At 68.9% G+C, this 14,202-nt stretch carries 14 protein-coding genes; 5 read left to right on the plus strand and 9 right to left on the minus strand.

Annotated features, from left to right (window positions below):
* Nucleotides 1-102: 102 nt before the first annotated feature.
* From AC6IW9_RS04190 to AC6IW9_RS04200, 3 genes are all read right to left on the minus strand, one after another.
* Nucleotides 103-831, minus strand: coding sequence for a class I SAM-dependent methyltransferase (locus tag AC6IW9_RS04190; RefSeq protein WP_497769374.1), 729 nt, complete (start codon nt 829-831; stop codon nt 103-105).
* Nucleotides 828-2,063, minus strand: coding sequence for a tRNA 2-thiouridine(34) synthase MnmA (mnmA, locus tag AC6IW9_RS04195; RefSeq protein WP_497769376.1), 1,236 nt, complete (start codon nt 2,061-2,063; stop codon nt 828-830). Before mnmA ends, AC6IW9_RS04190 begins: the two co-directional genes overlap by 4 nt.
* Before the next feature lie 133 nt (nt 2,064-2,196).
* Nucleotides 2,197-2,823 carry a GNAT family N-acetyltransferase gene (locus tag AC6IW9_RS04200; protein ID WP_497769380.1) on the minus strand — a complete coding sequence of 209 codons (627 nt, stop codon included), beginning with the start codon at nt 2,821-2,823 and terminating at the stop codon, nt 2,197-2,199.
* Nucleotides 2,824-3,061: 238 nt separating this feature from the next.
* Between AC6IW9_RS04200 and AC6IW9_RS04205 the strand changes: the two genes are divergently transcribed.
* Both AC6IW9_RS04205 and AC6IW9_RS04210 read left to right on the plus strand, forming a co-directional pair.
* A complete protein-coding gene (locus AC6IW9_RS04205) occupies nt 3,062-3,274 on the plus strand; it encodes a hypothetical protein (protein ID WP_497769382.1) in 213 nt (70 codons plus the stop codon).
* A gap of 102 nt (nt 3,275-3,376) precedes the next feature.
* Nucleotides 3,377-4,318 (plus strand): ribose-phosphate pyrophosphokinase, encoded by a 942-nt coding sequence (locus AC6IW9_RS04210; protein WP_497769384.1) that lies wholly within the window; start codon nt 3,377-3,379, stop codon nt 4,316-4,318.
* A gap of 30 nt (nt 4,319-4,348) precedes the next feature.
* Here the strand turns inward: AC6IW9_RS04210 and AC6IW9_RS04215 are convergent, their stop codons facing one another.
* The 4 genes from AC6IW9_RS04215 to AC6IW9_RS04230 all read right to left on the minus strand — a co-directional run bounded on the left by AC6IW9_RS04215 (nt 4,349) and on the right by AC6IW9_RS04230 (nt 8,137).
* Complete coding sequence (locus AC6IW9_RS04215) at nt 4,349-5,581, minus strand: hypothetical protein (protein ID WP_497769386.1); 1,233 nt, start codon at nt 5,579-5,581, stop codon at nt 4,349-4,351.
* A 31-nt stretch (nt 5,582-5,612) separates the two neighbouring features.
* On the minus strand, nt 5,613-6,908 hold the full coding sequence (locus tag AC6IW9_RS04220) for an adenylosuccinate synthase (RefSeq protein WP_497769389.1): 1,296 nt from the start codon (nt 6,906-6,908) through the stop codon (nt 5,613-5,615).
* A 317-nt stretch (nt 6,909-7,225) separates the two neighbouring features.
* Nucleotides 7,226-7,702: a DUF6691 family protein gene (locus AC6IW9_RS04225; RefSeq protein WP_497769394.1), complete on the minus strand. Its 477-nt coding sequence runs from the start codon at nt 7,700-7,702 to the stop codon at nt 7,226-7,228.
* 3 nt (nt 7,703-7,705) lie between these two features.
* Entirely contained in the window at nt 7,706-8,137 is a 432-nt protein-coding gene (locus tag AC6IW9_RS04230; protein ID WP_497769395.1) for a YeeE/YedE family protein, read from the minus strand.
* A gap of 194 nt (nt 8,138-8,331) precedes the next feature.
* On the opposite strand from AC6IW9_RS04230, the gene AC6IW9_RS04235 reads away from it, so the two are divergent.
* On the plus strand, nt 8,332-8,670 hold the full coding sequence (locus tag AC6IW9_RS04235) for a hypothetical protein (protein ID WP_497769396.1): 339 nt from the start codon (nt 8,332-8,334) through the stop codon (nt 8,668-8,670).
* Between the two features lie 36 nt (nt 8,671-8,706).
* Here AC6IW9_RS04235 and AC6IW9_RS04240 read toward each other — a convergent pair whose 3' ends face one another.
* Nucleotides 8,707-10,047, minus strand: coding sequence for a (Fe-S)-binding protein (locus AC6IW9_RS04240; RefSeq protein ID WP_497769397.1), 1,341 nt, complete (start codon nt 10,045-10,047; stop codon nt 8,707-8,709).
* 78 nt (nt 10,048-10,125) lie between these two features.
* Nucleotides 10,126-12,321 carry a lytic transglycosylase domain-containing protein gene (locus tag AC6IW9_RS04245; protein ID WP_497769398.1) on the minus strand — a complete coding sequence of 732 codons (2,196 nt, stop codon included), beginning with the start codon at nt 12,319-12,321 and terminating at the stop codon, nt 10,126-10,128.
* Nucleotides 12,322-12,721: 400 nt separating this feature from the next.
* Between AC6IW9_RS04245 and dapA the strand changes: the two genes are divergently transcribed.
* Both dapA and smpB read left to right on the plus strand, forming a co-directional pair.
* A complete protein-coding gene (gene dapA / locus AC6IW9_RS04250) occupies nt 12,722-13,612 on the plus strand; it encodes a 4-hydroxy-tetrahydrodipicolinate synthase (protein ID WP_497769399.1) in 891 nt (296 codons plus the stop codon).
* A 9-nt stretch (nt 13,613-13,621) separates the two neighbouring features.
* The gene (gene smpB, locus AC6IW9_RS04255; protein ID WP_497769400.1) at nt 13,622-14,098 is read left to right on the plus strand and encodes an SsrA-binding protein SmpB; all 477 of its coding nucleotides are present in this window, start codon (nt 13,622-13,624) and stop codon (nt 14,096-14,098) included.
* Nucleotides 14,099-14,202 lie beyond the last annotated feature (104 nt).

The following is a 14,202-nucleotide window of genomic DNA, read 5'->3' on the forward strand; positions in this document are numbered from 1 at the left end:
GGCGCCCCCGCAGCGCTGTTCGCCTGGAACAAAGCGGCGACCGCCTCCGGCCCGACGCGGCTGGACGAGGACGAGCGCCCGTCGGAGTGCGCGGAAGGCCCCTCACACGCGCTCGAGCGGTCTCCGGTCGCCGACGACCGGCGGACGGGCGCCGTCGCCGGAGGTCGCCAGGCGCTCGACCCTGGTCAGCGTGAACAGGCCCAGGGGCGGCAAGACGCGCCGATCGAGGAGCCGCATGTCCGGCCGCGAGTCGATCCAGTCGCCGATGATCGACCAGGGGAATTGCACGCGCCAGCCGAGCAGCGAGGCGACGCGCTCGCCGATGAAGGATTCGAACGTCGACCAATCCCGCGAGCTCACATGATTGACGAGCACGATCTCCCCGCCCGGACGCACGACGCGGGCGAGCTCGTCCAGCGTGTCCTCGGGGCTCGGCGCCACGGTCAGCAGATAGGGCGCGACGACGCAGGCGAAACAGGCGTCGGAAAACGCGAGACGACTCGCATCCATGCGGGCGAGGCCGACGACCTGCGCGAGGCGCTGGCGGGCGACGCGGACGGAGGCGCGCTTGAGCATAGGCTCGGAGAGGTCGACGGCGACGACCCGCGCGCCGGGCCGGAACATCGGCAACTCCAGCCCGGTGCCGACGCCGACGTCGAGAATGCGCCCGTCGGCGCGGGAGGCGATCGCCGCCACGGCGATGCGTCCCGGGCCGAGAAGGTTGGAGAAGATCAGATCATAGATCGGCGCCCAGCGCGCATAGGCCGCTTCTATCGCCGTGCGGTCGAGCGCGTGAGCGAGGATGCGAAAGCCCGGGCGCGCGTCCGTCATGTCGTGCCCCCGCTCGCCGCGACAATGGGCTCCGGCGGCTCGGCGGCGTGCTCGGCCGCGGCGATGAACCCGCCGCCGAGCACCCGCGCGCGCGCATCGCCGCGGTCGTAGAACACGCAGGCCTGGCCGGGCGAGACGCCGAACTCGCCCGCTTCGAACAGCACCTGCGCCCCGCCGCCGGCGAGCGGCCGCAGCCGCGCTGGAACGGGGGAGCGGGTCGAGCGCACCCGCGCCTCGATCTCGAGACCGCCCTCGGGCAGATCGGCGAGCGCGCCCTCTCCGATCCAGTTCACGTCGCGCAGCCGCACGCTGCGCGTCTCCAGCGCCTCGCGCGGGCCGACGACGACGCGCGCCCGCGCGGCGTCGAGCCGGACCACATACAAAGGATCGCTCGCGCGTCCGGCGACCGCGGCGCCGAGGCCGAGACCGCGCCGCTGTCCGATGGTGTAATGGATGACGCCGGCGTGGCGGCCGAGCACGCGCCCGTCCACATGGACGATCTCGCCCGGCACGGCGGCGCCGGGCGACAGGCGCTCGACGATGTCGGTGTAATGGCCGCTCGGGACGAAGCAGATGTCCTGGCTGTCGGGCTTCTCGGCCACGTCGAGATCGAAGCGGCGCGCGAACTCGCGCACCTCGGTCTTGGCGTATTCGCCGAGCGGAAAGCGCAGCATGTCGAGTTGCGTGCGCGTCGTGGCGAAGAGGAAATAGCTCTGGTCGCGCGAGGCGTCCATCGCGCGGAAGAGGCCGCGCCCGCCGCGCGTCGCCCGCGAGGCGATGTAATGTCCCGTGGCCAGAACGTCGGCGCCGAGGTCTTTCGCCGTCTCGAACAGATCGACGAATTTCACGAATTGATTGCAGGCGACGCAAGGGACCGGAGTCTCGCCGCTGGCGTAGCTCTGGGCGAAACCGTCGATCACCGTCTCGCGGAAGCGAGTCTCGAAATCGAGCACGTAATGGGGAATGCCGAGCCGAGCCGCGACGCGGCGGGCGTCGTGGATGTCCTGGCCGGCGCAGCAGGCGCCCTTGCGATGCGCGGCCTCGCCGTGATCGTAAAGCTGGAGCGTGACGCCGACGACGTCATAGCCCTCCTCGGCGAGCAGAGCGGCGACGACGCTCGAATCGACGCCGCCGGACATGGCCACGACGACGCGCGTGTCCTGCGCCGGCTTGGGCAGGTCCAAGCTGTTCAAGTCCGTTCTCTCGGGGGCGCGTGCGTCTTCCGTCGTCATCGAAGAACCGTCCGAAGCGCGTTCGGCGACGACCACCCGCGGAATGAAACATCCGCCCGGACGGCTCGCTGCTCGGTTTTCTTAAGCACCATACGAGTCGTGAGGCAATCGCCCGGCCCGCCGGCCGCCCGCCTCAGCCTCTATCTGCCGCCGGCGCGCGGGCGTTCAAGGCCGAAAGCGATGTTTTCTGGCGCCCTCCGGCGTCGAAATTCTCCGGCGCGAGAAAAGCCTCGAAGGCGGCCTTGCGCGCCGGCCATTCCCGGTCGAGCATGGAGAACCAGGCCGTGTCGCGGTTACGCCCCTTGACGATCATGTGCTGACGGAAAAGGCCTTCGGGGACGAAGCCGAGACGAATGGCCGCGGCCTTGGACCTCTCGTTGGCGTCGTCGCATTTCCAGACATAGCGGCGGCAGCCGAGCGTCTCGAATGCATGCGCCGCGAAGAGATATTGCGCCTCCGTCGCCGCCGCCGTCCGTTGCAGCGCAGGGGAATAGAGAACCCAGCCCACCTCGACCGCGCGATGGGCCGGCTCGACGTTCAGATAGGCCTGAAAGCCGAGGACGCGGCCGCTTCCCTTTTCGACCACCGCGAAAAACAGCGGCTCGTCGGCGCGCGCCTTCTGCGCGAGGTCGGAGCGGAAAGCCGAAGCGTCGGCGAATGGGCCGATGAACATGTAGCGCCACACATCCTCGCGCTCCGTCCCATGCGTCGCCTGATAGAGCGCTTCGGCGTGAGCGTCGACGAGCGGGACGAGCGTCACGCGCCGCCCCTCGAGGACAATGCGGGACGGCGCGCGAAAGACTACGGGGGGTGTCGACGAAGCCGGGGGCTCTAATTGTGACATTATTGTCTCACTGTTCGGGCCGAAGCGTTCCGACGCGTGATAACGCATCGATTTGGCATGGAACATGCCGTAACCTATCGACAAGCCTCGACCGGCCTCGACGCCGGCGCCGGGAGGATGCGGACCCGCGGATTCTTCACGAGGAGATCTGTCGATGACGCCCTATTCGATCCTGATCCTGATCTGCTCCCTTTCCGTGTCTCCGAGCGAGTGCCGGCCCGAGACGGCGATCGATGTGGTGCAGGGCCCGAAGGTTTCGAGCGTCCTGCAATGCGGGCTGATGGGCCAGACGACCATCGCCGGCGTGGCGATCGCGCCGCGCGAGGGGCGGGAATATATGAAGATCGTCTGCCGACGGCCCGCGTAGCGTTCGCGACCCACGGCCCGGGTGTCACAATACCGCCGTATTGTCCGCGCCGTCCATCGCTGCTAAGAGGCCGGCCGAGTCTTCGAGTAAGGATCCCAGTCTATGGCGGCGACGAAAATTCTCGCTGGCAACTCCAATCGCGCTCTCGCCGAAACTATTGCCGCCTATCTCGGCGTTCCGCTGTGCCGCGCGCAGGTGCGGCGCTTCGCCGACATGGAGGTGTTCGTCGAGATCCAGGAGAATGTGCGCGGGCAGGACACGTTCATCGTGCAGTCGACCTCGGCGCCGGCGAATGATCACATGATGGAGCTGCTCATCATGATCGACGCGCTGAGGCGGGCCTCGGCGCGGCGCATCACGGCGGTGCTGCCCTATTTCGGCTACGCCCGGCAGGACCGCAAGCAGGGGCCGCGCACGCCGATCTCGGCGAAGCTCGTCGCCAATCTCATCACCCGCGCCGGGGCGGACCGCGTGCTGACGGTCGATCTGCACGCCGGGCAGATCCAGGGCTTCTTCGATATTCCCACCGATAATCTGTTCGCTGCGCCGGTCATGGTCGCGGACATCAAGCAACGCCAGAATCTGCGCGACGTGACGGTGATCTCGCCGGATGTGGGCGGCGTCGTGCGCGCGCGCGCCCTCGCCAAGCGCATCGACGCGCCGCTCGCCATCGTCGACAAGCGGCGCGAGCGCGCGGGCGAGTCCGAGGTGATGAACATCATCGGCGACGTATCCGGCCGCAATTGCATCCTGATCGACGACATCGTCGATTCCGGCGGCACTCTGTGCAACGCCGCGGAGGCGCTGCTGGCCGAAGGCGCGAATTCCGTCTCCGCCTATATCACTCATGGCGTGCTGTCGGGCTCGGCGACCGCGCGCATCGCCGCCTCCAAGCTGAAGGAGCTGGTGCTGACCGATACGATCGCGGCGACCTCGGCCGTGCAGGAGGCGCGCAACATTCGCGTCATCCCGATCGGCCCGCTGATCGGCGAAGCGATCGCCCGCACGGCGCGCGAAGAGAGCGTGTCCAGCCTGTTCGATTGACGGGGGCGTCTCCCCGGCTCGCCGATTGCCCTACTTCCGCGCCCAGGCGTCGAGCGCGTCGAGGAAGACGCGCTCGCCGGCGGGGCCTTTCTCCAGCGCGATCGTCGCCGCGCGGCCGTTCTCGAGCTGCATCGGCAGGTCGATGATCAGCGGCGCGCGCAGCAGCGTCAGATTGCGCGCCTCGGGATTGCCGGGCAGAAGGCCGATGAGAAAATTGTTCTCGGTGATCGGGACCAGGACGCCCGCCACCTGCTCGCCCGACTGCGCCTCGGGACGGCGCATCTGGAGAGACGCGATGGTCTTCACCCCCTTGAACTCGCCGCCCGGAGCGAATTGGAACGACACGTTGATCGTGTGCGAGGCGGAGAGCGCCGGATCGAGATTCTTCTGAATGACGAGCGCGGCTTTCAGCTGCGCGCCGGGAATATCGATGTCGCCGCGGATCGCCGGGGTCAGCGCCTGTCCGGCGCCGGCCGGCAGGCTCTCGAGCCGCCAGATCACAGTGCCCGGAAAGGTCTTGACCTTGCTCGCCTCCTCGGGCGCGGCGACCCACAGCTCGGCCTTCTGAGCCACGGCGACGGGCTGGGCCTTCTGCGCCTGTTCCGGCGTCTTGCCGGTCTCGACCGGCGCCGCCGGCTCGCCGCCGACGCGGTCGGCGAGTTTGCTCCCCTCCGCGGCCTCCTCGCCGGTTTGCGGCTCCGGGGTCAATTTGGCGAGATCCTCGGGCCGCTCGCGGAATTGCAGCGCCAGCAGCGCCACCAGCGCGACCACGGCGGCCAGCACGCCTCCGATGACCAGAATGCGCCGCGAATTGCCCGCCGGCTCGGGCAGAGAGGGAAGCGGCGCGGCCGGACGCTGCGGCGCCGAGGGCGGCGGCCCCTCCTCCCGCGCGGGCTCGGCGCGCGGCGGCGCTTCCGGAGCCGGCTGCGGCGCCGCGGCCGGCGCGCGCGGACCGGACGGCGGCTCGGACACAGCAGAGGCCGGCGGCTCGGCCGGTAGGGGCGGCGGCGGCGGGAACACGGGCTCCTTGCGCTCGGCGCCGCCGGCCGCGGCGCGAACCGCCTCCAGCTCCACTCTCGCAATGGCTTCGTCGAGCGCGCGGCCCTCGGCCTCTATGTCCTCCTCGGCGACCGGCGGCTGAATGCCGCGCAGCTGCTTGAACAGCGCCTTGCGCGCGCGCTCATAGACGGCTTGACGCGACTCGGGCGCAGATTGCGGCAGAGCGGCGACCGCGCGGGAGAGCAGCGAATAGTAGTCGGCCATGCGACTTCAAGAGCATTTCGGGCGATTCGCGTCAATCCTCGAACGGATTCTGCACGAGAATCGTGTCGTCCCGTTCCGGACTCGTCGACAGGAGCGCGACCGGAGCGCCGATCAGCTCCTCGATGCGCCGCACATATTTGATCGCCTGCGCCGGAAGATCGGCCCAGGAGCGCGCGCCGCCAGTCGTCCCCTGCCACCCCTCGATCGTCTCATAGACCGGAACCACGCGCGCCTGCGCCGCTTGCGAAGCGGGCAGACGGTCGATGCGGGCGCCGTCGAGAAGATAATGGGTGCAGACTTTGATTTCATCGAGGCCGTCGAGAATATCGAGCTTGGTCAAGGCAATGCCGTCGATCCCGGAGGTCTTGACCACCTGCCGCGTCAGCACGGCGTCGAACCAGCCGCAGCGACGCCTGCGTCCGGTGTTGGTGCCGAACTCGCGGCCGCGGTCGCCGATCAGCGCGCCGATGGCGTCGGTGAGCTCGGTCGGGAAGGGCCCGCCGCCGACACGCGTCGTATAGGCCTTGGCGATGCCGAGCACATAGCCGATCGCGCCGGGTCCGAGGCCCGAGCCGCTCGCCGCCGCGGCCGAGACCGTATTGGAGGAGGTGACATAAGGATAGGTGCCGTGGTCGACGTCGAGCAGCACGCCCTGGGCGCCCTCGAACAGGATGCGCTTGCCGGTGCGACGCTGCTCGGCCAGCAGCTCCCAGACTGCATCCATGAACGGCAGGATCTTCGGCGCGGCGCTGAGCAATTCTTCGCGCAGGGCGGCCGGCTCGATCTCGGGAAGGCCCAGTCCGCGCCGCAGCGGATTGTGATGGGCGAGCAGCCGCGTGATCTTGTCGTCCAGCGTATCGGGCTCGGCGAGATCCATCACGCGGATGGAGCGGCGCCCGACCTTGTCTTCGTAAGCGGGGCCGATGCCGCGCCTGGTGGTGCCGATCTTGACGCCGTTGCCGGCGGCCTCCTCGCGATGCGCGTCGAGCTCGCGATGCAGCGAGAGGATGAGCGGCGCGTTCTCGGCGATCTTGAAATTGTCCGGGCCGATCTCGACCCCCTGCTCGCGCAGCCGCTCGATCTCGCCGATGAGGAAATGCGGGTCGACGACGACGCCATTGCCGATGACGGAGAGCTTTCCGGGCCTGACGATCCCCGAGGGGAGCAGGGCGAGCTTGTAGGTCTTGCCGTTGATGACGAGCGTATGGCCGGCGTTGTGGCCGCCCTGGAAGCGCACCACGACATCGGCCTCGAGCGAGAGCCAGTCGACGATCTTGCCTTTGCCCTCGTCGCCCCATTGGGCGCCGACCACGACCACATTCGCCATGGGCTCCGCCTCGAATCCCCATAGAACGCGCGAAAGCCCCGGCGCGTAACGCCGGGGCTCGTTACCGCGATGATTTAGCGCAAAATGCGGGGTGAGGTCAAAGGGCTCGCCAGGAACATGTCGAGACTTGCGCCGACGCCGCGAACTCCGCCGCTGCGCCCCGCGCTTCCAAGCGCCGCGTCCACGGCGGCGCCGAAGCCGCGGCGAGCCGAGCTGCGGTTTCGCCGACAGAACGCGGAGACCATTTTTCAGCAGCGTCTCGCCGCACGAGGCGCGACGGGGCGCGCCTCAGGCTGTCCGCATTCCCCGCGCTGCGCTCAGAGCGTCGCACGGCCTCGACGAGCAGACAGTCGAAGACGTCCGCTTCGGACGGCCTCGAACAGGCCGCGCGCCGGCCGCTCCGACGCCATGCCGGCGAGCATGGCGATCACGAACACGATGATCTGCGGCTCGAGGAAAGCGAGACCGACGATCGCCGGCCCCGGACACACGCCCGCGAGCCCCCAGCCGAGGCCGAAGATCGCCGCGCCGGCGAGAAGCGGCGCGTCGACGCGGTCCTTTGCGGGAAGGCGCATCTCCTCGCCGAGCAGCGACCGCGCGCGGCGCTTCGCGAAATGGAAGGCGATCAGCCCGACGCCGACGGCGCCGCCCATGACGAAGGCGAGCGAAGGATCCCATTGGCCGGCGATGTCGAGAAAGCCTTTCACCTTGCTCGGCAAGATCATGCCCGAGACGCAGAGGCCGAGGCCGAAGACCAGCCCGATGAAGAATGCGGCGGCGGTCGATCTCGTCATGTCTCAGCTCGCGATATGGCGCAGCACGAAGACGGTCGCGACGGCGCTCGTGATGAATGTCGCGGTCGCGACGAGCGAGCGCGCCGACAGGCGCGAGAGTCCGCAAACGCCGTGCCCGCTGGTGCAGCCGCCGCCGAGGCGCGCGCCGAAACCGACGAGCAGGCCGGCGAGGATCGTCGCGCCATAGCCGACGTCGAAGACCGGCGTCGGCGTCGCGCCGAAAAGGCGCAGAACCGCGGCGGCGGCGACGAGGCCGAGGATGAAGGCGACGCGCCAGGACGCGTCGCCGCCTCTCGGCGGCAGCAAGCCGGCGACGATGCCGCTCACGCCCGCTATGCGTCCGAGCAGGAGAATGGCGAGGCCCGCCGCAAGTCCGATCGCCGCGCCGCCCAGCGCCGCGCTCCCGGGATCGAAATTCGCCCAATCGATCTGCATCGCCGCTCCGTCCTTCGCTCGCCTTCAGGCCGACGAGAAAGCGATCCTGCGAGAAAGGCGCCTGTCCCCTCGCATTCTCCAGAATAGACCTACCTTCCTTCCGGAAGGAAGGGCAAGCGCGCCCCGCCGCCATTGTCGCTGACATCGTCCTTGCATCAGGACGCGGAGATCGATCCGTCGGCGGAGCGCGAGACGTGAAGAAAGACTATATTCCGGAGCTGAGCGAGGTCCGCATGGTGCGGCGCGCGCCGGAGCAGCCCTATCGACTGAGCGGGGAAGATCGCCGCTATGTCGCCGAGCGCCTGCGCGACGTGGAGGAGGCCTTCGGTTTGGAGGGCTTTCCGGGCCTCGCCTTCGAGGAGATTCCCGGCCGCGACCTGATCGGCCGCTTCATCGACTGGTGGCGTGCGCTCGAGCCGCAGACCGAAGCGCAGCAGACCGCGCATGGGCGCCTGCCCGGCGCTATCCGCCTGCTCGACACACACTCCGCGCTGATGGAGGAACGGGCGCAGCGCTCCCGCTCCGCGCCGTGACGCGCGACACTCCTGTCCGAAATCGGACAGAAAGAGTCAGGCGAGCGCGTCGCGCAGCAGCAGCGCGATGTGGCGCGCCTTGCGGCCGCTGCCGTGCTCGATCTGGTGACGGCACGAGAACCCATTGGCGATGAGCGGCGCGTCGGCGGCGGCGCGCACCGCCGGAAGCAGCGCCAGCTCCGCCATCTGCATCGAGGCTTCGTAATGCTCGGCCTCGAGCCCGAAGCTGCCGGCCATTCCGCAGCAGCTCGTCTCGATGACGTCATAAGAGAATCCGGGGATCCAGCCGAGCACCTTGCGCGTCGCGCGCATCGCGCCGAAGGCCTTCTGATGGCAATGGCCGTGCAGCAGCGCCTTCGGCAGATCGAGCGGCTTCAGCCCCAGGCGCAGGCCATTGTTCTGATGCTCGCGCGCCAAGAACTCCTCGAGCAGATAGAGCTGCTTGCCGAGATCGCCGACCTCCGGCCCCAGGCCGAGGCTGTAGAGCTCGTCGCGCAGCGACAGGAGGCATGACGGCTCGAGGCCGATGATCGGCGTCTGCGCGGCGATCTCGTCGCGGAAGGCGGCGAGCACGCGCTTCGCCTCGCCCCGCGCCTTCTCGACGAGGCCGGTGGTGAGATAGGTGCGGCCGCAGCAGAGCGGACGGTCCGGCTCGGCGTCGGAGGGGGCGGGCTTTGCGACGCGCACTCCATAGCCGGCGCGCTCCAGCACCTCCACCGCCGCCTCGGCGACCTCCGGATCGAAGTGATGACAGAAGGTGTCGACGAACAGGATCACCTCGCCGCGCGCCCCTTTCGCGCCGGCCGCGGCGCGGCGGAACGCCTTTGCGGCGGGCTCCGGCACGAGACGGCGCGCCGTGATCCCGAGCCATTTCTCGGCGAGCCCGGCGAGCGGCGCGAAGCGGTTGCGCAAGAGAATGGCGAAGCGCAGAAGCGCGCGATGACGGCCGGTCCATTCAGGAACGCCGCCGAACAGGCGCGTGCGCAGCGGAGCGCCCAGGATCTCGTGACGCTGGGCGAGATATTCCGTCTTGATCAGCGTCATGTCGACGGCGCTCGGACATTCCTTCTTGCAGGCCTTGCAGGAGACGCAGAGATCCATCGCCTCGTCGAGCCGCCGATCGGCGAAGGCGCGCGCGTCGGACCCGTCGTTGAGCGCCGCCTTGAAGGCGGCGACGCGCGCCTCGGTCGAATGGGCGCGGTCGCCGGTGATCCGATAGCTCGGGCACATCACCCCCTTGCCGGTCTTGTGGCAGTCGCGGCTGTGCATGCACACGGCCACCGCCTTCGCGTAATTGCCGCCGGTGGCCGGAATGCCCGAATAGGCGTCGCCTATCCCATAGGTGTCATAGGCCGACCAATCGAGAAATGTTTTCATTCGAGTTTCCTCGCGCGCGGCGAGGAAGCAATATTCGCGCCTCGAAGGTCCCCTTCCCCTTCTCGAGTTACATCGAATTCACATCCGCGCCAGCTCGCTCTGCGGCGGGCGCAGGTCGCGGTCGTCGAATTTGGCGCGATAGACGACCAGATTCTCCATCACGCGCTGCACATAATTGCGCGTCTCGCTGATCGGAATGCGCTCCACCCAATCGACCGGATCGACGTCCTTGCGGCGTGGATCGCCATAGGCGTCGATCCATTCCTTCACCCTCTTGCCGCCGGCGTTGTAGGCCGCAAAGGTGAGGATATAGGAGCCCTTGTGCTCGCCGAGCAGCAGGCCGAGATGGGCGGCGCCGAGGCGGGCGTTGAAGGCCGGCTCGTCGAGCATCCGCTTCACGTCGAAACCGACGCCGGTCTGGCGCGCCGTGTGCCGCGCCGTCGATTCGATCATCTGCATCAGCCCCATGGCGCCGGCGCTCGAGACTGCCTTGGGATCGAAGGCGCTCTCCTGCCGCGCGATGGCGTAGACGATCGAGCGCGAGGCGGAGCCCGGCAGCGCCGCGAAAGCCGGAACGCCGAAGGCGGGAAAGGCCGCGTCGTCGATGGCGAAGCCGCGATAGGAGGCGAGCTTGCCGAGCGTCAGCGAGATCTTGGCGTCGCGCCGCCGCTCGGCGACCGCCGCCAGCGCGGCGAGCTGCGAATCGCTCTCCAGCGTCTTCGCCGCATCGGCGGCGAGCGGCGCGGCGAGCGCCCGCTCGTCGAGCGCGAACAGCAATTCCACGACGCGCACCGCCTCGCCACGGGCGTCGCCCACCGCCGGCGCCGGAGCGGGACGCAAGGGCGAATCGGCGAGGCCGAGCCGCTCGCGCGCGAGCTGTCCGTAGAAAGTGGTGGAATGCAGCGCCGCCTGCTCGAAAGCCCCGCGCGCCGCAGCGACCGCCTCGGGCGTTCCTTTCGCCTCGCGCGAGCGGCCGAGCCAATAGGCGCCGCGCGATTTCTGGATCGGCGTCTCGGCGATGCGCAGGATCGTCTCGAAGCGCCGCTCCGCCTCGGCCGGATCGCTCAAGAAACGCAGCGCGATCCAGCCGGCGTGGAACTCGGCCTCGACGCGATAGGAGAGCGAGCGCGCCGCATGGCCGGCGCAGAGCTCGTAGGCCTCGGCCGGCCGGCCGAGATCGAGCAGCTTGCGGGCGAGGAGCCGGCGCTCGACCCACCAGGCGTCGCCGTCGACGATCGCGCGCGGATCGCGCGGCGCGCCGCGCAGCAGCGCCGCCGCCTCTATGAATTTCTTGCGGTGGCGCAACGTATGGATGCGCGCGAACAACAAGCCCGGATCGTTCTGGAGCGCGGCGGGAACCGCGGCGAAACTCTTGTCGGTCGCGCTCTCGTTCGACGCCAGAACACGGGCGCGGGCCAGATCGAGAACGTCGGCGCCGGCATGGGCGGCGGCGCGCAGCGCGGCCGAGGTCTTCTCTGCGTAGAGCAGCCGGTCGGCGCGATATTTGTGGTCGGCGGCGTCGAGGAATGGCGAGAATTCCTTGCGCGCCGCCGTCTCCAGCGCCTCGTTGAAATCATCCTCCCGCCACATCGGCTTGATCAGCGCGGCGACCTCGAAAGGCTGATTGCGGCGCGCCAGCACGCGGGCGAGCGCCAGCTTGCCGGCCGGGGTCCGCGGCGGCTGCGCCGCGAAATAATCGGCGATGAGCGTGTCGGGGTGCTTGTCGCCGTAGAGCGCCTCCTCGACGCGCTGGCGCAGCCAGGCCGCCGCCGGCCAGCCGGGGTGCTCGGCGAGGAACTGCGACAGTCGCGCGAATCCCGCCTCGCGCGGATGCAGGCGCAGCCCGGCCCATTGCGCCGTCATGCGCGCGAGCGGCGCCTCGACCGAGGCGAGCGCCGCGTCGCCGGCGGAAAAATCCCCCGCCTTATAGGCCGCGAGCGCCAGGCTGAACGCCTCGAGGTCCGGACCGAGCAGAACGGCCGGGTCGAGCGCAGGAGGCGCCGGCTCCGCGTCGGGCGACAAGCGGCCGTCGGCAGGCGCGTAGGCCAACGCGGGAGCGTCTGCTGAAACGTCGCGGGCCTGCTCGCGACCATGGCCCACGAAATCGCCGAGCGCCGAGCGCGCCGAGGCCGTGGCCTCGGTCGGCGGCGAGACGGCGCGCGCCGTCTCGTCGGGACTTTCCGCCCGGCGAACCGAGAACGAATAGACGAACGCCGCGCAGAGCGCGGACACGCACAACACGAGGCGCACGGCGCCTCCAAAGCGTTTCGACATCGGCCCTACGCTCCGAAGCTCTACGAACCGTCAGCCTGCGACCATTTCGTTTCCGAAACCTCAACCACGAGTGAAAGTTTCGAGCCGGATAGACTTTTTATCCGAGGTTCGGCCCGAGCGGCGCGGGACCTTCGGCCGCCGCCCCGATGATTTTTTCGAGCAATTCGACGCCGCCTCGCCGATCCTGGCCCTTTCCTGATCTTCGCCTAGCGGCTATGACAAGGATCGAGCGCGCCTTTCGAGGCGGAGCGACGGCTCGGAAGGGGCGCGGCGGGCCGCGCCATCCGTAGCAGCGCGGGCTCGCCCGGCGAGGACGCGGCGCTTTCCTTCTCCGAGACAGTTCCGAATAATCTAGGCCGGCGATTGCGGCGCCGGCAAGGCGCAGTGAAAGCGACGGCATATGCAGGACAAGGCAGTCTTTCGCGGATCCTACACGGCTCTGGTCACTCCTTTCGCCGACGGCGCGGTCGATTACGCCGCCCTGCGCGCGTTGGTCGACTGGCAGATCGACAGCGGCACGGACGGCCTCGTCCCCGTCGGCACGACGGGCGAGAGCCCCACTTTGAGCCATGAGGAGCACAAAAAAGTCGTCGAGACGGTGATCCGGCAGGCGGCCGGACGCGTTCCGGTCATCGCCGGCGCCGGCTCCAACAACACGCGTGAGGCGGTGGAGCTCTGCCGCCACGCCGAAGAGGCCGGCGCGGACGGCGTGCTGGTGGTCACGCCATATTACAACAAGCCCAATCAGCTCGGCCTCTACGAGCATTTCAAGGCGGTGAGCGAGGCGATCTCGATCCCGATCATCGTCTACAATATCCCGCCGCGCTCGGTGATCGACATGAGCGTCGACACTCTGGCGCGTCTCGCGCGGCTGAAGAACATCGCCGGCGTGAAGGACGCGACCGGCAATGTCGGGCGCATTCTCCAGCAGCGCGCCGCGATCGGCCCGGATTTCGTCCAGTTCTCCGGCGACGACATTCTCGCTCTGGCGAGCGTCGCGGTCGGCGCGATCGGCGTGATCTCGGTCGTCTCGAACATCGCGCCGCGCCTCTGCGCGGACATGCAGAAAGCCGCTCTCGCCGGCGATTTCGCGGCCGCTCTCGCCATTCAGGACCGGCTGACGGCGCTGCAGCAGGCGACCTTCCTCGAGGCGGGCGTCACCGGCGCCAAATATGGACTGTCGCTGCTCGGCCGCGTCCGCGAGGAGGTGCGGTTGCCGCTCGTGCCCTCGAGCGAGGCGACGAAAGCGGCGATCCGCGCGGCGATGACCCATGCCGGTCTTCTGGACTGAGCCGAAGCCGTGGCCGAGAAGCAGACGCCGAATTTCAAAATCGTCGCCGACAATCGGCGCGCGCGCTTCGATTATGAGATCGGCGAGACCTTCGAGGCCGGCCTCGCTCTGACCGGCACAGAGGTGAAGTCGCTGCGCACCGGCAAGGCGACGATCGCCGAGAGCTACGCCCATGTCGACCGGCGGGGCGAAGCTTGGCTCGTCAACGCCAATATCCCCGAATATCTGGCCGGCAATCGCTTCAACCACGAGCCCAAGCGGCTGCGCAAGCTGCTGCTGAAGCAACGCGAGATCGCCAAGCTGGCGCAGGGCGTCGAGCGCGAGGGCATGACCATCGTGCCGCTGCGGCTCTATTTCAACGAGCGCGGGCGCGCCAAGCTGCAGATCGCGCTCGGCCGCGGCAAGAAGCTGCACGACAAGCGCGAGGTCGAGAAGAAGCGCGACTGGGGCCGCGAGAAGAGCCGGCTGCTGCGGGAGCGAGGGTGACTCCGTTTGGTCCCGCGAACGCTGTCATTGCGAGGAGCGCAGCGACGAAGCAATCCCCGGCCGCCCAACGGCTCTGGGTCGCTTCGCTCGCGAAGAACAAAGCG

The sequence above is a fragment of the Methylosinus sp. shoA genome, assembly GCF_059718125.1.